The following is a 20,215-nucleotide window of genomic DNA, read 5'->3' on the forward strand; positions in this document are numbered from 1 at the left end:
TGTTATTCAAATATCATTAATATTAATGTTATAATCATAAGAAGTATTATTTGCCATCATACTTTTCTTGACATAAGATGAAGGTTTGATTAGCTACTAATAATAGCGGAGTTTGTCTACTATTGGAATAGATAGTCTCATGATTATTATCCCACTTCAACGGATAATTTAGTCGTTATTGGCATAATTTTAATTTTCTTGTGTAAAAACTAGAATATTATGTATAATTTATTAAAGGATGAAAGGACATGAATTATGTTTGCAGTGATAAAATCTGGAGGTAAACAGTGCCGAGTATCTGCCAACGATATTGTCACTGTAGAAAAGATCATTGCTGAAGATGGTGATAGTTTTAGATTTGATACAGTTCTGGCAGTTGGAGATGGTTCATCTATCTCAATAGGAACTCCTTGCGTAAAAGGCGCTTATGTTCAAGCTGAAATTGTAAAACAAATTAGAACAAAGAAAGTTGTCGTTTTTAAGAAACACCGTCGGCAGAATTACAGAAGAACGCGTGGACATCGTCAGGAAATGACTGTTGTCCGCATAACCGATATTGTATCATCTTAAAGAAGATATGTTGGGAAAAGATTGTATAGGAAGAAAGTATAATGGCACATAAAAAATCTGGTGGATCTACTCAAAATGGAAGAGACTCAGCTGGTCAAAGGCTAGGGGTGAAAAAATTCGCAGGAGAAACTGTGATAGCAGGAAATATTATTATACGTCAACGTGGAACACGTTATCGTCCTGGCAATAACGTAGGTATGGGAAAAGATCATACTATTTTCGCACTTGTTGATGGGAACGTGAAATTTAAGACTAACTATAAAGGACGTCCATGCGTATCTGTTATTCAAAACAAAGAAATTTCTAAATAATTTTTAATATTGACATAATTTATATATATATGGTTTTTAAGTACTATCGTTTAGATCTGTATTTGTCTAATTAAATTATTGTGAAATAAGTTTATGGTGCTTTTTATATTAAGAACATATCTTTTACGATATAAGCGCATAGACATCAATTATAGTCTGCTTGCATAATTTTTTTATTTTTAATTAAATAATAAACATTAGGAGCTTCCGCAAAGGATTTTTTTTATTTTATTACAAAAAAAATAATATTTTATAGGTATGGCAGGACTGCATGAAGTTTCTAGACGAAGCAAAGATTTATATAAAATCTGGAGATGGTGGTGCAGGATGCGTTTCTTTTAGGCGGGAAAAATTTATTGAATTTGGCGGACCGGATGGAGGCAGCGGTGGAAACGGCGGAAACGTATGGATCGAAGCTGTAGATAATCTCAATACCCTCATAGATTTTCGATATCAACAACATTTTAAAGCAAAATCCGGCAACAAAGGTATGAGACAAAATAAAAGCGGAGCAAAAGGAGCAGATGTCAATATTTTTGTTCCTGTTGGAACACAAGCTTTTGAAGAAGACGGTAACAGCATTATTTGTGACTTAGTAGAAAAAGGACAACGTATTCTATTAGCACCTGGAGGCAGTGGCGGTTTTGGCAATACAAGATTCAAGTCATCAACTAATCAAGCTCCTAAATATGCTAATCTAGGCTTACCTGGACAAGAAAAAATAATTTTGCTTAAATTAAAAGTAATAGCTGATGTTGGCATTATTGGGCTTCCTAACGCAGGAAAATCAACTTTTTTAAGAGCAGCTACAAAAGCAAAGCCAAAAATTGCAGATTATCCATTTACCACTTTATATCCTAACTTAGGATTAGCAAAAGTAGGATACGATGAATTTATACTAGCCGATATTCCTGGAATTATAAAAAATGCTCATAAAGGCGCAGGAATTGGCGATAGATTCCTGAAACATACAGAACGAACACACATTCTATTACATCTTATCTCTGCTCTTGAAGAAGATGTAATAGATGCATATGAATCTATATCACACGAGTTATCTGCTTATAATAGCGAATTAAGCAAAAAGTTAGAAATAGTTGCACTATCGCAAATAGATATGGTTGACCATAATGTGCTCGCAAAAAAACAAGCTGATCTTTGCTACATATGCAATCAAACTCCATTTGCATTATCGTCTATTACAGGCAGAGGAATATCAGATATATTACAATATATTCACGATAAAATCATGTTCTTGCGCGAAAAAGAAAAGGACTAAAAATCTTTTTTTTTCACCATATGCTTTTACTTTTAATCTTATTTAACCCGGAATATTAGAGGGAAAATATCTAAATAAGTAGATATAACCATCCTATTGCGGTGTTATTCGAACATAATTAAACGTTTAATATAAAAAATAATTAATAAATTGAATTAAGGTATTAAGAAATAAAACATATATCTTTAAAATTTAAAAAATATTGATTCGAATAGATATTGAAAATAATTGCTTTTTATATAATACGTTTTCAATATTTTACAGAAAATATTATATATAATATCATTATTATACATAATTTTTTCATATATAAATAGCAGCAAAATAAAAAACATGGATCGTATCTAAATATTTAAAAGGGAATAAAGATATAAAATAGATCAAACTTTAATATATTATATATTTAAAAATATTATATTGTCTCTTAAACCAAGAGAATAAACATACATGCAAATAAATAAATATCTCAAAAGTGCTATACGCATGCCTAATGCAAAATCAGGCATGAAAATCGGATTATTCGGAGGAACTTTTGATCCTCCGCATCACGGACATATATCAATAGCTAATATTGCCATTAAGAAGCTTGATTTAGATCAATTATGGTGGATTATTACACCATATAATCCTTTTAAGAATTGTAAGTCGATATCACCTCTTATAAATCGCATTGAATTAAGCAAAGCATTAGTAAAAAATCCAATTATACGTATCACCGCATTTGAATATTCTCTTAATCATACAAATAATACTATTGATACAATACTTAAGATAAAAGCTCATAACAAATCAGTTAATTTTGTATGGATAATGGGAGCAGATAATATAACAAAATTCCATCGTTGGTATCAATGGAAAAGGATTGTAACAACAGTGCCTATCGCAATTATTGATAGATGTGGAACAACTCTAAATTATATATCATCTCCAATGGCAAAAGCATTTAAATATGCTCAATTAGATGAATCAATAAGCAATAACTTATGCAAAATAGCAGCACCGTCTTGGATATTTATTCATAACAAACACCACTTAATAAGCTCTACACTCATCAGAAAATATAGAAATGATATCGACTTAAAATAAATATTTTATATTAATTGAATAGATGAGCCAAACATAATGATGAAATTAATAAAATATGCTCAGAAAACATAATTAAGATTTATGATAATAATTGATTGGTGCGCCCGAAGAGATTCGAACTCCTGACCCCCAGATTCGTAGTCTGGTACTCTATCCAGCTGAGCTACGGGCGCAAAAATAATATACCCTGTTCTATGTAAAGCGATATTAATTAGATTGCAATAATAGTTTATAAAAAAAGTCAAATTTGATAAAAAATCAATAATATCTTAAAATAGATAAAAATGATATCTAATCAGGAATTATTAATTTGTATATTAACCCATAACAACATCATATACATATACAGGAAAAAGTATATATATGTAGCTTTGTTTTTATTGCTTATATAAACCTAATTTAAAATAATATTATACTGCACTAAATAAATATAATCTAACCATTACCACCAATATTTATAATAAGATACATCCCATTACAAGTCTAATCAATAAGAACACATAATCAAATGAAATATATCATATACATGTCAAAAATGTTATATAAACATCCTAATTTTGAAAAAACAATTCAAATTAAACCAACATAATATATAAAATAAATATTGAATAAGTATAAAACTAAAAATTTCCAAAACAAGCTTCTAGCAACTTAATTTGCGTTTGAACATGATTTATATTATCAGGGAAACTATCAAAATTATTACCATAAATTTCTTTATCTAGAGATATTATCCTATTCTGAAGATGCAATGAACGTTCTACAAGGTTCTTAAAAAAACACGGCATATCATTCCATTCAGGACTATCATAGTCTATCTCATCAACATTAAACTGTATTTTCTTCTTCTCTGTGATTACTTGCTCAAGGGACATTTCTTTATCTTCAAAAGCACGTTGCAATAATAACCAAGAAATCATTTGCATCAAACGCGTAGTTAAAAGAACTGATTCAGAAATATATAATGAAGATGAAACACGAGGTAATAATTTTGATAAAGAAAGTCCCTCCTCATCGAAATAAGAAGACGCTTCTTCTACAAGAGACATGCTCTCCTCATAAAGAACCCTCAATCGAATAGAAGACACCGTCCTATTAATAAAACTAATCGAACCCGAAACAAGATTAGACATAAATTAATCCCTATTTACAATTCACTAAATCCATAGATTCCAAATATCAAAAATAAGCTAAACATATTATAGAATATAAAAACTAATGACTATAGACATGTTATAGATACTACATCATAAAAAAATAATTTTTATGATTTTTAAATAGCATATAACCTTTTTCCAAAATTATTTTCCATTACCAGATTCTAAATTTTCTTTCCAACATCCCATGCTTGCCAAACTATTCATATGAGCACGATGTGATAAAACTCTTTGAGCAGCAACTACATTTTCTTTCTTACCCTGCCACGTACGTAATGCAGTTTCTTGCAATGCACGACCATAAGAAAAACTTAACTTCCAGGGGCAATTACCCACTAAGTTCATTGCAGAAAGACGAGATGTAGCATCTTTTTCTGACTGACCTCCAGAAAGAAACGCTATCCCTTGAACAGCAGATGGAACAACACGTTTAAGTGTTCTTATTGTTTTAGTAGAAATCTCTTCATCTGACACCATATCTCCATCTTTCCCCGGCAATATCATATTAGATTTCAGAATCAATCCCTCTAAACAAACCCTCATATCAGATAATTCATCAAATAAAGTACGCAATACAAATTCTGTTACTTCTGCACAACGGTCAATTGTATGAGATCCATCCATTAAAATTTCAGGCTCTACTATTGGCACAATTCCAAAACTTTGACAGGTAGCTGCATAACGAGCTAATATCTGCATATTGGACTTAACAACAGCAATACTTGGCAACATATCAGAAACAGATAAAACAGCACGCCACTTAGCAACACATGCTCCAACTTCTTTATATGATTTCAATCGCATATCTAAATCATCTAATCCAGCTACAACAGTTTCTCCCGGATACATCGGACAAGGTTTTAAACCACGATCTACTTTAATACCTATCAATACACCAGCATCATTAATAAGATCTACAAACGAGGTTTCATCCTGAGTTTTCTGATATAAAGTTTCTTCGTAAAGAAGAATAGTAGAAATATATTTCATAGCTTCCTTAGAGCTAAACAACATCTCTCTATAATCACGTCTTGAATTTTCTGTTGACTCCAAATTGATTAAATTAAAACGCTTTTGTATAGTAGCATTGGATTCATCTGCTGCTAAAATTCCTTTTCCTGTCCGGAATATTTTTTCAACAATATTCTCAATTTCTTCAGCCATTTAAAACTATCTCCGTAAAATATAAATCATATAGGAGGAATACTTCCCCGATTGCAACTTAAGAACAAGTAAAAATATACAATAATACCTATTTGCCGGATCATACTTTTAAGCATTCAAGCCATTTTAGAAGATAATCCAACGATACCAGGCAAATTCTTTCCCTCTAACCACTCGAAAAATGCACCTCCAGCAGTAGAAACATAGGTAAAATCATTAACAGTCCCTGCATGAGAAAGGGCAGCAATAGTATCGCCACCACCAGCAACAGAAACAATTCTTTTTTCTTTTGTTAATTCAGATATATAACGAGCTATTTCAACTGTAGATTTATCAAATGGCATAACCTCAAAAACACCTAACGGACCATTCCATATCAAAGTTTTAGAATGATAAATTACCTCTTTGATATATTCTACTGTCTTACAACCAATATCTAATACCATAAAATCTTTTGGTATAGATTTTATTGAAACATTTTTCGTTGCAATGCCTTTTTTCAATTCTTTTGCAACAACAACATCAATAGGCAAAATGATTTCACAACCAGATTTATTAGCTTCAAATAATATCTGACGAATACTTTCAGAAAAATCAGTCTGGCATAATGAAGTTCCTATGTCTAACCCATCTGACACTAAAAAACTATTAGCCATACCTCCAGCAATTACTAATTTATCAACTTTCTTTGCTAAATTGATTAGAAATTCAATCTTTGTAGAAACCTTAGATCCTCCAGTAATAGCAACCAATGGTTTTTTAGATCGCTTAAACAAACTATCCAGCATATTTAGTTCTTTTTGCATAGATAGACCAATGAAAGAAGGTAATGCTCGAGATAAACCATCAACTGAAGCATGAGATCTATGGACAACAGAAAATGCATCATTCACATAAAAATCACCATTTTTTGCTAGCATACTAACAAAATTTGGATCGTTATTTTCCTCTCCAGAATGGAATCTCACATTCTCAGCAAGAATAATACCACCATCTGATAAATAGGATAAATCATCATTTAATGAACTACCAATACAATCTGTAACAAAAGTAATTTTTTTTTTGATAATATATTCTGCTATAGGTACAAGCTTGATTAAAGAAAAACTATCATCTTTACGATTTTTAGGACGACCTAAATGAGAAAGAATAACAATTTTTGCTTTTCTTCTTACTAGTTCAAGGATAGTAGGCACAACACGCTCAATACGAGTAAAATCAGAAACTTTACCATCTACAAAAGGAACATTCCAATCAACTCTCAATAAACAACGACGCCCCACAACATCAGGCAAATCATCAATGGTCCTAAGTTTCCTCATAAGATCAACTTTCATACTAAAAAATCACATAACAATGAAAATAAAGAAAGTCCTAATGGGAGATTATCCCATATCTTTTATCAAAAGAAAAAACAAATAACATACTAAGAAGATTAATATATTATATATCTAAATAAATTTCCCCATAATAGAAGCTGTATCCAACATTCGATTAGAAAAGCCCCATTCGTTATCATACCAAGAAAGAATGCGCACCATATTACTAGAAACGACCTTTGTCTGATCAGCAGCAAATATAGATGAACAAGGATTATGATTAAAATCAACAGATACCAATGGAAGATCTACATATCCTAAAATATTTGATAATTCATTATCAGAATATGATTTAATTGCATTATTTATTTCGGCAGCAGTAACGTTACGACTTGCAATAAATTTTAAATCTACCATTGAAACATTAGGAGTAGGAACTCGAATGGCTGAACCATCTAATTTTCCTTTTAGACTTGGTAAAACCAATTCTACAGCCTTAGCAGCACCTGTAGATGTAGGGATCATCGAAAGAACTGCAGCACGAGAACGATAAAAATCACTATGCCCTGCATCTAATATATGCTGATCACTTGTATAAGAATGAACAGTTGTCATATAACCTTTTTCAATGCCAAAAATCTTATCACAAACATATACTATTGGCACTAAGCAATTAGTAGTGCAGGAAGCATTAGAAACTATTATATCATCTTTATTTAAGGATTTATGATTAACACCATAAACTATAGTCTTATCTGCATCTTTACAGGGAGCAGATACTAGGATACGCTTAGAACCGTTAGATAAATGTATAGAAGACTTCTCCTTGGTAGTAAAAAATCCTGTACATTCCATTGTAACATCAACACCATCCCAGGGCAATTCTTTAGGATCACGAAGGTTTGTAACCTTTATTGGACCAAATCCAACATCTATTGTATTCCCAGTAACTTTGACTTTACCTTGAAATTTTCCATGGACAGAATCATAACTAAGCAAATGAGCGATTTTTTCTATAGAATTAAGATCATTAATAGCGACAAGCTTCACATCATCACGATCATATTCGACTATAGAGCGAATAATGCTTCTTCCAATACGTCCTAATCCATTTATAGCAATCTTGTTAACCATACTTTCTTTACTCCGGATAATTAAAAAATCATCAATATAAGCAGCATATTAAGCCGATAATCTTCTCTCAACAACAGATACTATAGCATCAGAATCTATATTAAAATGACGGTAAAGAAGGTCACAGGAACCAGACATACCAAAGCCTTTCATACCAATAAATTCCCCATCAGATCCTATTAAAGAATCCCAACCTTGACGTATACCTGCTTCAACCGCAATATTTATAGGAGATGAACCTATAATTTGTCTACGATATAAAATAGTCTGCTCGAAAAACAACTCAAAACAAGGAACTGAAACCACACGCGTAGAAATATTCCTAGCAGTTAAAATATTGCACGCATCAACTGCAATCTTTAATTCAGAACCAGAAGCAAAAATAGTAACCTGAGGATTACTACAAGAAATAAAATCATAAGCCCCTAAAGAACAAAGATTATCCTCTTTAAATTCAGAACAAAGGAAAGGAAGTTTTTGTCTGCTCAAAGATAACACAGATGGACGCTGTCTTTCTTTAATAGCTATCTGCCAACATTCCAAAGTTTCTATTGAATCTGCTGGCCTAAACACTAGAAGATTAGGGATAGCTCTCAATGCTGCCATATGCTCAACAGGTTGATGTGTTGGGCCATCTTCACCTACTCCTATAGAGTCGTGAGTCAAAACATGAATAACCCCTATCTTCATCAAAGACGCCAATCTAATAGACGGCCGACTATAATCAGAAAACACCAAAAAAGTGCCAGAATATGGGATGAATCCTCCATGCAAGGCAATACCATTAATGGCAGCAGACATAGCATGTTCACGAACGCCATAATGCAAATAGCGACCTGAAAAATCACCTGCATAAACAGAATTCATTTGACTAGGCTTAGTACAATTAGAAGATGTTAGATCCGCTGATCCTCCTATTACTTCGGGAATACAGTCATTAATAACATCTAAAACCATTTCAGAAGAATTCCTAGTAGCTAATTCAGGTTTAGACCGCCAAATATCTTTCTTATGTTTTAACATAACTTCATCAAAATTTTTAGGTAATTTCCCTGAAAATCGACGTAGAAACTCCTCACGAACATTGCTATTAATAGAATCAAAATATTCTTGCCAATTTTTTCTTATTTGAGACAGATTATATCCAATTAAACGCCATTCTTTCATTATTTCATCAGGGATATAAAAAGGATCTGCATCCCAATCCAATTCTTTACGAACAGCAGCTACTTCATCTCTTCCTAAGGCAGAGCCATGGACTTTATTGGTCCCTGATTTTTTCGGAGATCCAAAACCAATAATAGTCTTACAGGCAATCATTGTAGGCTTATCTGAAGTTTTTGCTTCAAGCAAAGCAGATGCGATAGCATCATGATCATGACCATCAACAGATAATGTATTCCATCCAGAAGCACGAAAACGAGCATGTTGATCAGTTGAATCAGACAAGGAAATAGAGCCATCTATTGAAATTCCATTATTATCCCAAAGCACAATCAATTTATTAAGACCTAGATGACCTGATAAAGAAATAGCTTCTTGGCTAATACCTTCCATCAAGCAACCATCACCAACTAACACATATGTATGATGATTGATCAATGAATCGCCAAATTCATCTCGCAATTTACGCTCAGCAATAGCCATTCCAACAGCATTAGCTATTCCCTGTCCTAGAGGGCCAGTAGTTGCTTCGATCCCAGATATACATCCATATTCCGGATGACCTGCTGTTTTTGAGCCAATTGTTCGAAATAGTTTTATATCGTCAATTGTTATATCCCTATATCCCAGAAGATATAATAACGAATAGTATAGCATAGAACCATGCCCCGCTGATAAAACAAAACGGTCACGATTAGGCCATAACGGATATTCGGGATCAAAAACCATGAACTGTGAAAAAAGTACAGTTACTACATCTGCCATTCCCATAGGCAATCCAGGATGACCAGAATTGGCATTTTCTATAGCATCTATCGATAAAAATCTTATAGCATTTGCCATTTTTTTATATTTATAATTCGAATCCATATGTATCACATATTTCCCTCAAAAACTGCACCTATTTACTTTAAATATCTCTCCAATAATCACAGAAACATTCTAGAAAACAAAACCATAATAAAATATTCCAAAAGTATGGCTAAATAATATAGATAATGCAATTACCATTTGATGATCAATGTTAAATGATAACATCACAATAAACTAATAAAATTATTTGCTCAATAAGAGCACTATAAATTAATTGAAAAAAGAAAAAACAATAAATAAACAACTTATACTAAACTATACATTTAAAATATTGATTAATTAACGTATAATTAATGGGTATTTTAAATATAAAAACATGTTTTAAAACAATCATAGCTTTTTTATTTATACTAATAAAAGTTATGTAGAATAGAACAAAGGATTATAGATGAATAGGAGAGAAAAGAAACATCTATTACGTAAACAAAAATCCGTATTACGTGATCTTTTATCTCTCAAATATCGTCACAGTAAAAGCGTTGCTTTAGCAATTCTAGGAGAAAAAAAAATTTCTATAAAGCCAGGAATGAAAATAGCAACTTTTTATCCCATTAAATCCGAAGTAAATGTAAATATTCTTGTTCAAAAGCTTAAAAAAAAAAGATGTTCATTTTGCATGCCATCTTTTAAAGAAGATAAAATGATTTTTCGCCAATATACAAACAAAAAAAATCTTGTAAAATCAAGGTTTAATATTCTATCTCCTACAATAAATTCCCCAGAAATTGATCCTGATATTATCCTTATTCCACTTATTGCTTTCGATTCTGTCGGAAATCGCATAGGATACGGCAAAGGAAATTATGATTTTGCAATAGCTAATGCTCGACTTAAAGGGAATAATCCTTATATTGTGGGTATTGCATTTGACATTCAGGAAACATCATATATTCAAGCTGAACCCAATGATATTCGAATGCATGCAATTCTCACTGAAAGTAGATTTTGTCAATTTAACAATAATATATAGGGGAAATATGAGACTTTTATTCCTTGGTGATATAGTTGGTAAAACAGGAAGATCAGTTGTATACGAAAAACTACCTAATCTTATTCGAGAATTTAAACTCGATTTTGTAATAGCAAATGGAGAAAATAGTGCTAGCGGATTTGGCATAACTGAGAAAATATTTCTTGATATAATTGATGTCGGAGTTGATGTAGTAACAACAGGGAACCATGTATGGGATAAACGAGAAGCACTTATATTTTCTCAACGATATCATAATTTCCTACGACCTGCAAATTATCCTACCGGAACACATGGAAACGGATATGGTCTTTATAAAGCAAAAAACGGATCAAATGTTTTGGTTGCAAATATTATGGGACAAGTTTTCATGAACCCAATACTAGATAATCCGTTTATGGTATCTAATAAAATTTTGGAAACTTGTATTTTAAAGGAACAAGCAGATGTCATAGTCTTCGACTTTCATGCAGAAACCACCAGTGAAAAACAATGTTTTGCACATTTTGTAGATAATCGTGCTAGCATTGTAGTTGGAACACATACTCATATTCCTACTGCGGATGCCCGTATTCTTTATGGAGGCACTGGTTATATATCTGATATCGGAATGTGTGGAGATTATAATTCATCAATTGGGATAGATAAAGAAGAACCCATAAATCGCTGTATTACAAAAATCCCCAAAAATCGTTTTGCTGTTGCAGAAGGGGAAGCAACATTATGTGGGATATGCGCCGAAATTTCAGATAAAAACGGATTAACTGAAAAGATAGCTCCTATTAGGATAGGCCCTAATATTAAGGAAACAATTCCTGACTTTTGGAACTAATTTAAAAACAAATTCAGCATGCAATATAGCATATTAATAATCAGAAATCACATATAGGAAAAGAGAATATAACATGGCTGGACATTCACAATTTAAAAATATTATGCATCGCAAAGAAAGAAAAGATGCTATGAAATCAAAAATTTTCTCTAAACTATCTCGTGAAATAACAATTTCAGCTAAATTATCTGGACCAGATCAACTGGAAAATCCGCGTCTACGAGTAGCTATTCAAAATGCTAAAAACCAGTCTATGCCAAAAGACAATATCGAACGCGCTATCAAAAAATCTAGCAGCAATGACTTGGGGAATTATATTAACATTCGATATGAAGGATATGGTCCTGGAGGAGTTGCTATAATAATTGAAACATTAACCGATAATCGCAATCGTACTGCTTCTAATATACGTTCTATTTTTACCAAAGCAAACGGATCTCTTGGAGAAACAGGATCAACTTCTCATTTCTTTGAACAAATAGGAGAAATTACTTACCATGAAAAAACTGAAGATGCTGAAGTAGCAATGGAAGCTGCCATTGATGCTGGTGCCAATGATTTTTTTGCTAAAGATAAAGATTTAATCTTTTACTGCGATTTCGAAAATATAAGCCAAGCATATAAAATATTAGAAAAACATCTCGGCGAAGCAAACAGCGTGAAAGTAATATGGAAACCAAAAAATCTGATAAAAATATCTAATGAAGGCTCGGCTAGATCAATTATCAAAATGATTGATAATCTTGAAGATGATGATGATGTACAAAATGTATATTACAATTTTGAAATTGAAGATGAAATTATCGATAAAATTGATATTACCTAATTTTAAAGATAAAAATGAACTAAATCCAATATCTTTTAATATAATTATGACGGATAAATGTATTTTTTAAAATTTTTCACTTCTTAGCCTTGCATTATGAAAAGTGAGTTAAATTTAATTAATAATGCGTCCCATTAATAGTTAATAAATAGTGCATATACTGCATTTTACGACTATATTTTATTTATCTGATATTTAAAGAAGACCATTGCCAATAACTACTTATTATCGATAATGCAATTATTACTGAAAGACTTTTTTTAAAAAGAATATCACTATAATAAAACAATGGATTAATACTAAAAATTAATTAATTGCAACTATATATAAACGTGTCTACTGTCTGCAGTAGTTTTTGATAGTATAAATATAAATCATCAAGTAACAAATCAGGCATTGTTAAAAGACTTATAAATTCCTCAATAATTTCTTAAGATATGGCACTTATCCACATCTGCAAGCAGCTAATAATAGTCAAAAAAATAAGTATGATCGCTGATAATAAATTATCAGTATTTAAAAAAGTAAAATCATGAATTATTAGATTGGCCGCCTTAATAAGGCTTAATAAGGCTTAATAAGAAAAAAATATATCAAATAATCTGTTAATTACATGAAAAGAAAATGAAAATAGTTCATAGTAAAACATATAAAAAAGGTAAGTCTACGCATTTCATAAGCAATTGATCATTAATAGTTAGAATTTGGTATTATATGCAAATTATTTATTTTACCTGATAATGGCGGAGAGGAAGGGATTCGAACCCTCGATATGATTTCCATATACACCCTTAGCAGGGGCGCGCCTTCAACCACTCGGCCACCTCTCCGATAAAGGAGATATGTTGATTAAATAAAATAATCAAGCACTTTATTTGATTTAATATATAAAAATATAATATTATGCTAATTAAATATCAAAAATGATGTAATCTATCCAATAACATAATAAATAGTAATAAGATAAACGATCACCTCAAAATGATATCTAAGTAAAATTTAATTTTATATCTTATAATTTTGATGCATAAATAACTGATTCGATGTTTATCGAAACATTTAGTCTTTTAAATTAATATACTGTATTAATTATTATAATTTTTCTGTATACTGTTGGATAGGTAGTTATTAGAAAGATCAAAAACAGGAATTTTAACATCCTTAGGCATAATTTGTTTTAGATAATCAAATAATTCTATAATCAATTTTCTTTTATTTTCATCATCTTTATGAGTTAAATATAGATTTATCAATTTACGTACATATTTATCAATAAAAGGTTGAGTAAAACGATTTTTAATGTGCTTCATCCAAATATCTTTTTCTTTATTATCTAAGGTATGAGGGAAATTGCGCGCCCTATATCTAAAAAACAATGGGTTCAATCTCTTATCAATAAATTTAATGTCCAACGTAAAAAATTTTTCCGGCTCAGTAGAAATTATTATATCCATCATCTTGCGATCATGATCACAGAAAAAACCATCATATAATTGAGTATCAACGTCTTCTAAAGGAAGAAAAGGATTGGTATTATCATATATTGAAATTACTTTTTCTCTAAGATCACTTTGCTCACATAATAACTTCAAGTTATCTAAACATCTCTTTTTATCAATTCTAACTTGCTTAGCATTTTTTGATGGATCAATAACTGTAATAGGTGCAATAATCGGACATTTATTAAGATGAACTAACTTCAATGGTATAGCAGAAGCCCCATTCAATTCATCACGAGAAGTATATAAACGTGCACGTAACTCATAGCTATCTAAATCTCGAAATACCTGCATATCACCGCTTAAATCACATACGATAACATAATCATTATAAATAGGATGCCAAGCTATAGGAGCAATCATAGCAGTGTTAGCGCGATAAGCTCCAAACATGCCTGAAACATGTAATAATGGATCCATATTATCTATATTAATCAATCTCCTTAAACAATCTTTATTACGATAATTATAAAAATAATCAAATAATTTTGGTTGCGCCCTACGAACTAATCTAGCTATCTCAAGAGTTCCACGAACATCCATCTCTGCATCATGAGCTTTAAATTTAAAACCATTATAAATAAGCATGTCTTCAAGCTTAAAACTAGGCAATCCATCATCCATAATAGGCCAATTAATACCATGTGGACGAAATGCATAGCAAGCTCGAACAACATTTAATAAATCCCAACGAGAGTTTGCATTCTTCCAGGACCAACTATAGGGATCATAAAAATTGCGATAGAAAATATTTCGACTATATTCATCATCAAATCTTATATTATTATAGCCAACAATGCAGGTATTGTGTTTGCTGAAAAATTCATGAATATGCCGAGCAAATTCAGATTCTATAAGGCCCTCACGTAATGCTTGCTGTGGCGTAATACCTGTTATCAGTACTGAATCTGGATCAGGAATATAATCATCAGCCGGCTTACAAAAAAAAACTTTGCTATCTTCTATTTTTTCAAATTGATTATCAACTATAATAGCAGCAAATTGTGATGGCCGATCTAAAGACGGACTGTTACCAAACGTTTCATAATCATATATTAAAAAGTTCTTATTCAAGTTTTTACCACCTATTTAAGATATTAATATATAATTCAAATAACCTTCTTTATTATAAAAAATAATACAGCAATACAAATTATAGACATTTATATATCACTGTTAACACATCAAATATTTAATAGAAATCCTGATAACAGATGGGTTGCAACTGTTATATGAGCGACAGTTAATTCTTCTGAATCAAGAATATCGAAAACTTGATTTTTAACTACTTGCAATTTATCATTCTGCATAATATCAGAAACAGATACCCCAGCAGTAATCGCCTTAGCGATCATTTCACGTCGAGCGGAATACATCCAATCTAAACCAGCTGAAAGTGCAACATTATCATAATGATCATCTACAACAATATTATTGGCAACTGACAATAATCTATCAACCCCTAGCCCCTCTGAAATAGCAGACCACATATCCAAAACTAATAATAATCCAGTATCACATGTTTCCGATATATCAATTAAATCAGGAACTACCATCAAAAATTGCATACGGACAATCTTTTCAGCAATATCATGAGGAAAATAACTTTTAGTTAAATGCATAACCCTGCTATTGAAACGATCTTTCCACTCTATAGGTATATTTCCCTGTAAAAAATTATTTAGATGATCAAATGCAGTTTGAAGACGTCTGACTGAATTTTCCATATCTCCGTAAAATGTACCATTTTTTATCAGAAGACGTGTAATATTGATTAAAATCAATCTAATCTCTTCATATATTTTATTCTGAAGTTCTCCACTAATCTTATTATCAAGTATATCTACTTCTCTCCAAATTGATTCTAATCCATAACCATAATATGCTATTACAGCAGAACGAACTACGTTTTCAATTGAACAACCGGTTTCTTTTGCTAAACTTATAACAAAACATGAGCCTCCATGATTAATAATTTTATTAGCTAAAACTGTGGCAATTATCTCTCTACGCAACTGATGACTCATAACATCTTCGAGATATAATTGACCTAGCTCTTGGGGAAAATAACTAACCAAACAAGCGGAAAACCAAGGATCATCTATTAAATTATTTTTTAATAATTGTTCTGATAAATTAAGCTTAGCATACGAGAGTAAAACACCTATTTCTGGACGAGAAAGAGGTATTTCATCGCAATTACGCTTTTCAAAAGAAGCAAAATCAGGCAAATGCTCTACTTCTCGATCCAAAGAACCTTCTTTCTCTAGAACAGTCATCAGTTGTGAATAATTCCACATCATAGACATTCCCTTACGATACTCCAAGGAAATAGCTAAGGATTGTAGATAATTATTACGCAAAACAAGATCTATAACTTCAGAAGTCATTGAAACCAAAAGTTGGTTTCTATCTTCTAAAGTTAATTTGCCATGACTCATTGCTGAAGCTAATGCTATTTTTATATTAACTTCTAAATCTGAACAGTTAACCCCACCTGAGTTATCAATTGCATCGGAGTTAATACGACCGCCATTTAATGCATAAACAATACGAGCCCTCTGAGTAACTCCAAGATTAGCACCTTCACCTATAACCTTTGCCCTCACTTTATCAGCAGTTATACGAACTAAATTATTTGTCCTATCTCCTATATCAGCATCATTCTCTTTAGGGGCGCTAATATAAGTACCAATGCCACCAAACCATAAAAGATCTACAGGAGAACTTAAAATTGCTGAAATAATTTCAGAAGGAGTAACAGAAACCTTCGAAAGATTAATTATAGCCGCCGATTCTGGAGTAAGTTTTACTGATTTCAATTTTCGTGAAATAATCATACCACCTTTGGATAACACATCACGATTAAAATCCTGCCAACTTGAAGATGGAGAATGAAAAAGCCTTTTACGCTCATTAAAGGTTGTATCCATATCTGGATCTGGATCTATAAATATGTCTCTATGATCAAAGGCAGCAACAAGCTTAATCTTCTTAGATAATAGCATACCGTTTCCAAATACATCTCCAGACATATCACCAACTCCTGCCACAGTAAAAGGCATGGATTGAATATCAATATCAATTTCACGAAAATGTCTCTTAACAGCTTCCCAAGCACCACGTGCAGTAATTGCCATTTTTTTGTGATCATACCCCATAGATCCACCAGAAGCGAAGGCATCATCTAGCCAAAATTTTGATTCTCGAGCTATGCTATTTGCTGTATCAGAAAAAGTTGCTGTACCTTTATCTGCGGCGACTACAAAGTAAGGGTCATCCTCATCCAAGCAAACTGTATTCGCAGGATGAATTATTTCCTTTCCTGCAAAATTATCTGTAATAGATAATAACGCACGAATATATGTTTTATATGCCTCACGTCCTAACCTAATAATCTCATCTCGATTACCATCAATCGGCAATCTCCTAGGATAAAAACCTCCTTTGGCGCCAACAGGAACAATAACCGAATTCTTAACTTTCTGTGCTCTAACCAATCCAAGCACTTCTGTACGATAATCCTCTGCTCTATCAGACCAACGCAAACCACCCCTAGCTATTCTACCAAATCGTAAATGCACTCCCTCAACCTCAACCCCATATACAAAAATCTCCCGATGGAGTTTCGTAGCATCTAAGTTATTTATTTTAGAAGAATCAAACTTAAATACTAGGGCAAAATCATATTGATGTTTTTGAAAATAATTAGTCCTCAAAGTAGCCATGATTAAATTAACATAACAACGCAATACAGTATCATCGTCTAAACTAGAAACATTTAAAAGAGCGTTTTCTATTCCTTGCAAACTATTTTGAGTAAGTTTTTCTCTCATCTCTTCCGACAAAATAGGATCAAAACGATTTTTAAAAAGCTCAAATAGCAAACTGCTGATTAAAGGATTCTTACTCAAAATCTGCGCAATAAAATCTTGTGACCATGTAACAGATGCCTGGCGTAAATATCTAGCATATGCACGTAAAACACCGATCTCATATACCCTTAAATTAGTTGAAAGTATCAAATTATTGAAAGAATCATTATCTACCCTAGACTGGAAAATATACTTGAAAGCCTCTATAAGAGCATCTATATGATTGATAAAATCAACACGAAGAGTATTAGCTGGCTTCAACTCCATCTGATATAAAACAACAAGATGTTCTCCATCATCTGCTATCATTTTAATTTCAAAGGTATCTTCGCTAATAACAGTAAAACCCAAATTTTCAAGAAGTGGAACACGTTTTGATAGGGGGAAATGCTCATTTGCATGAAAAATCTTAATTTGAATGCTATTGCCTTCCCTGCAAGAAAAATCTATGCAAAGTTTTTCCCTTCCCTCGGCACAATTTATAAGATAATGCAAATCATCAACAGCTTTCTCTGGAGAAAACAAATCTTGAAAAATTTGAGGGAATACGAAGATAGGAGCCTTCTCTCCTGCTAATTTACTAAATTTTTCTTCCCATCTGGATACTATAGAACGCACACCTTCTTCAAGAGAAGTCTGAGATGGCTGCGGAGTTTTACCTCCTGTACGACCTATAACAAAATGTATTCTTACCAATCCTTCTTCTAGAAAGCTGGAGTAAAAAGCAGATACATGACCTTCATAAACTTCTGATAAATAATTCCCAATTTTTACGCGAATAGAAGAATCAAAATTCTCACGCGGTATATATACAAGCAATGAGACAAAACGATTAAACCTATCTATCCTTGGAAGCACTCGTATACGCGGTCTATCTAAAATATCAATTATTTGCTCACAAAAAGAAGCTAGAAGCATTGGATCAATTTGGAAAAATTCATCCCTAGGATAAAACTCCAATGTGTTCTGTAACATACGCCTTGAATGACTATTATAATCAAACTTAAGCAAATTCTGAACTTTAATAATTTTTTCACGTAATAAAGGGATCTTATAGGCACTTTGTGAATATGCTAAATGAGTAAATAATCCAACAACACGCAATTCACCAGTTAAATTACCATCTTCATCAAAACATTTAATGCCTATGTAATCCATATATGCCCGACGATATACAACAGACATAATATTAGATTTAGTAACAATTAAACAATCTGGACCTTCTAAAAAATCACGAACTTCTGGTGTTATAAGCGTTTTTTCCTGATCATTTCTCAAAACTAACACATCAGAATTCCTTAAAATTCCCAATCCAGATTCGTTAATATGATCTAATTTTAATTTTTCCCCATCGCTAATAAGAGAATAATAACGCATCCCAAGCAACTTGAAATTATCATCTTTTAACCATTTAAGGAAGTTCATCGCCTCAATCATGATGATCTTGTTTTTATTACTAATCCTTATTAATTCAGCAAAAGAGTTTTGTACTTTATTAATATAAGAAATCATATCTTTAGAATCTTGCGAAACTAATTTAAGCTGTTCAGTGACAAAAACTAAACCTCTTTTAAGTTCTTCTATCTCAGTTTGCGAAATCTTCGAAATATGAATCTGTATTAAACTTATTTGTTGTTGAATTAGATCAGCATTATCAGGATCGTATAATTTTAAATCAGAATTTTCATCTTTTACAAAAATGGGATGGATAGCCATGAGAATATGTTTACGACTTGCCAATATATCCCCAACGATGGATTGATATAGAAAGGGAATATTATCCATTACAAATGTTAAAATGGTTGTAGGTATCCCACTAGGATTAACTCCCTCTATCTCTCTTATATCTATATATTCACTAGAATGATTTAGTTTCAAAAAAATCTCTTGTGAAGAAACGGCGACTAAAGCTAACATTAGAGGGGTATATTTTTCAAGATCATCAAGACTTGCTTTACCAAACAATGCAAAAGGACTTAAAGCCGGAAGTCCTAAAACAGCTATCTCATCATTGATTTTGTCAATGATTTTATCCCGTTTTAAATCTCTAGAAATCACTGTTTTCCCCTTTAAAAAAATCATTTTTATATATCATGGTCAAAGTATCATAATTATAGTAGTTTTTATAACAAATCACTGGCAATAATATCTTAAAA

14 protein-coding genes and 2 tRNA genes are annotated in these 20,215 nt (G+C 31.8%); 7 read left to right on the forward strand and 9 right to left on the reverse strand.

The genetic code is table 11. The annotated features are described in order from the left end of the window. The first annotated feature begins 255 nt into the window (after window positions 1-255). The 4 genes from rplU to LAM_RS00080 all read left to right on the forward strand — a co-directional run bounded on the left by rplU (window position 256) and on the right by LAM_RS00080 (window position 3,246). The gene (gene rplU, locus LAM_RS00065; RefSeq protein WP_007556631.1) at window positions 256-570 is read left to right on the forward strand and encodes a 50S ribosomal protein L21; all 315 of its coding nucleotides are present in this window, start codon (window positions 256-258) and stop codon (window positions 568-570) included. A 41-nt stretch (window positions 571-611) separates the two neighbouring features. Beyond that, entirely contained in the window at window positions 612-881 is a 270-nt protein-coding gene (gene rpmA, locus LAM_RS00070) for a 50S ribosomal protein L27 (RefSeq protein ID WP_007556632.1), read from the forward strand. A 271-nt stretch (window positions 882-1,152) separates the two neighbouring features. Then, window positions 1,153-2,160, forward strand: coding sequence for a GTPase ObgE (obgE, locus tag LAM_RS00075; protein ID WP_007556633.1), 1,008 nt, complete (start codon window positions 1,153-1,155; stop codon window positions 2,158-2,160). Window positions 2,161-2,607: 447 nt separating this feature from the next. Further along, complete coding sequence (locus tag LAM_RS00080; protein ID WP_007556634.1) at window positions 2,608-3,246, forward strand: nicotinate-nucleotide adenylyltransferase; 639 nt, start codon at window positions 2,608-2,610, stop codon at window positions 3,244-3,246. A gap of 96 nt (window positions 3,247-3,342) precedes the next feature. On the opposite strand, the gene LAM_RS00085 is transcribed toward LAM_RS00080, so the two are convergent. The 6 genes from LAM_RS00085 to tkt form a co-directional block, all read right to left on the reverse strand. Then, window positions 3,343-3,419 (reverse strand) — tRNA-Arg (locus tag LAM_RS00085). Between the two features lie 447 nt (window positions 3,420-3,866). After that, the gene (locus LAM_RS00090) at window positions 3,867-4,379 is read right to left on the reverse strand and encodes a DUF1465 family protein (RefSeq protein WP_007556635.1); all 513 of its coding nucleotides are present in this window, start codon (window positions 4,377-4,379) and stop codon (window positions 3,867-3,869) included. A 168-nt stretch (window positions 4,380-4,547) separates the two neighbouring features. Then, entirely contained in the window at window positions 4,548-5,567 is a 1,020-nt protein-coding gene (locus tag LAM_RS00095; RefSeq protein WP_007556636.1) for a class I fructose-bisphosphate aldolase, read from the reverse strand. A gap of 116 nt (window positions 5,568-5,683) precedes the next feature. Further along, window positions 5,684-6,889: a phosphoglycerate kinase gene (locus LAM_RS00100; protein WP_040055819.1), complete on the reverse strand. Its 1,206-nt coding sequence runs from the start codon at window positions 6,887-6,889 to the stop codon at window positions 5,684-5,686. 129 nt (window positions 6,890-7,018) lie between these two features. After that, the gene (gap, locus tag LAM_RS00105; protein WP_007556638.1) at window positions 7,019-8,020 is read right to left on the reverse strand and encodes a type I glyceraldehyde-3-phosphate dehydrogenase; all 1,002 of its coding nucleotides are present in this window, start codon (window positions 8,018-8,020) and stop codon (window positions 7,019-7,021) included. A 48-nt stretch (window positions 8,021-8,068) separates the two neighbouring features. Further along, entirely contained in the window at window positions 8,069-10,054 is a 1,986-nt protein-coding gene (tkt, locus tag LAM_RS00110) for a transketolase (protein WP_007556639.1), read from the reverse strand. A 391-nt stretch (window positions 10,055-10,445) separates the two neighbouring features. On the opposite strand from tkt, the gene LAM_RS00115 reads away from it, so the two are divergent. From LAM_RS00115 to LAM_RS00125, 3 genes are all read left to right on the forward strand, one after another. After that, window positions 10,446-11,027: a 5-formyltetrahydrofolate cyclo-ligase gene (locus LAM_RS00115; RefSeq protein ID WP_007556640.1), complete on the forward strand. Its 582-nt coding sequence runs from the start codon at window positions 10,446-10,448 to the stop codon at window positions 11,025-11,027. A gap of 7 nt (window positions 11,028-11,034) precedes the next feature. Further along, a complete protein-coding gene (locus LAM_RS00120) occupies window positions 11,035-11,859 on the forward strand; it encodes a TIGR00282 family metallophosphoesterase (RefSeq protein ID WP_007556641.1) in 825 nt (274 codons plus the stop codon). A 73-nt stretch (window positions 11,860-11,932) separates the two neighbouring features. Beyond that, window positions 11,933-12,685, forward strand: coding sequence for a YebC/PmpR family DNA-binding transcriptional regulator (locus LAM_RS00125; protein WP_007556642.1), 753 nt, complete (start codon window positions 11,933-11,935; stop codon window positions 12,683-12,685). 741 nt (window positions 12,686-13,426) lie between these two features. Here the strand turns inward: LAM_RS00125 and LAM_RS00130 are convergent. From LAM_RS00130 to LAM_RS00140, 3 genes are all read right to left on the reverse strand, one after another. Then, window positions 13,427-13,515: transfer RNA gene (locus LAM_RS00130), tRNA-Ser, on the reverse strand. A gap of 255 nt (window positions 13,516-13,770) precedes the next feature. Further along, window positions 13,771-15,258: an exodeoxyribonuclease I gene (gene sbcB / locus LAM_RS00135; RefSeq protein WP_007556643.1), complete on the reverse strand. Its 1,488-nt coding sequence runs from the start codon at window positions 15,256-15,258 to the stop codon at window positions 13,771-13,773. Between the two features lie 110 nt (window positions 15,259-15,368). Then, window positions 15,369-20,117, reverse strand: coding sequence for an NAD-glutamate dehydrogenase (locus LAM_RS00140; protein WP_007556644.1), 4,749 nt, complete (start codon window positions 20,115-20,117; stop codon window positions 15,369-15,371). Window positions 20,118-20,215: the final 98 nt, after the last annotated feature.

This window comes from Candidatus Liberibacter americanus str. Sao Paulo (assembly GCF_000496595.1).
Taxonomy (GTDB): domain Bacteria; phylum Pseudomonadota; class Alphaproteobacteria; order Rhizobiales; family Rhizobiaceae; genus Liberibacter; species Liberibacter americanus.

Bases quoted from the DNA above. Each gene is read 5' to 3' on its own strand.
- tkt (WP_007556639.1), bottom strand. From the start codon at position 10,054: ATGGATTCGAATTATAAATATAAAAAAATGGCAAATGCTATAAGATTT.
- rpmA (WP_007556632.1), top strand. From the start codon at position 612: ATGGCACATAAAAAATCTGGTGGATCTACTCAAAATGGAAGAGACTCA.
- gap (WP_007556638.1), bottom strand. From the start codon at position 8,020: ATGGTTAACAAGATTGCTATAAATGGATTAGGACGTATTGGAAGAAGC.
- obgE (WP_007556633.1), top strand. From the start codon at position 1,153: ATGAAGTTTCTAGACGAAGCAAAGATTTATATAAAATCTGGAGATGGT.
- LAM_RS00090 (WP_007556635.1), bottom strand. From the start codon at position 4,379: ATGTCTAATCTTGTTTCGGGTTCGATTAGTTTTATTAATAGGACGGTG.
- LAM_RS00125 (WP_007556642.1), top strand. From the start codon at position 11,933: ATGGCTGGACATTCACAATTTAAAAATATTATGCATCGCAAAGAAAGA.
- LAM_RS00100 (WP_040055819.1), bottom strand. From the start codon at position 6,889: ATGAGGAAACTTAGGACCATTGATGATTTGCCTGATGTTGTGGGGCGT.
- LAM_RS00080 (WP_007556634.1), top strand. From the start codon at position 2,608: ATGCAAATAAATAAATATCTCAAAAGTGCTATACGCATGCCTAATGCA.
- LAM_RS00120 (WP_007556641.1), top strand. From the start codon at position 11,035: ATGAGACTTTTATTCCTTGGTGATATAGTTGGTAAAACAGGAAGATCA.
- rplU (WP_007556631.1), top strand. From the start codon at position 256: ATGTTTGCAGTGATAAAATCTGGAGGTAAACAGTGCCGAGTATCTGCC.
- LAM_RS00115 (WP_007556640.1), top strand. From the start codon at position 10,446: ATGAATAGGAGAGAAAAGAAACATCTATTACGTAAACAAAAATCCGTA.
- LAM_RS00095 (WP_007556636.1), bottom strand. From the start codon at position 5,567: ATGGCTGAAGAAATTGAGAATATTGTTGAAAAAATATTCCGGACAGGA.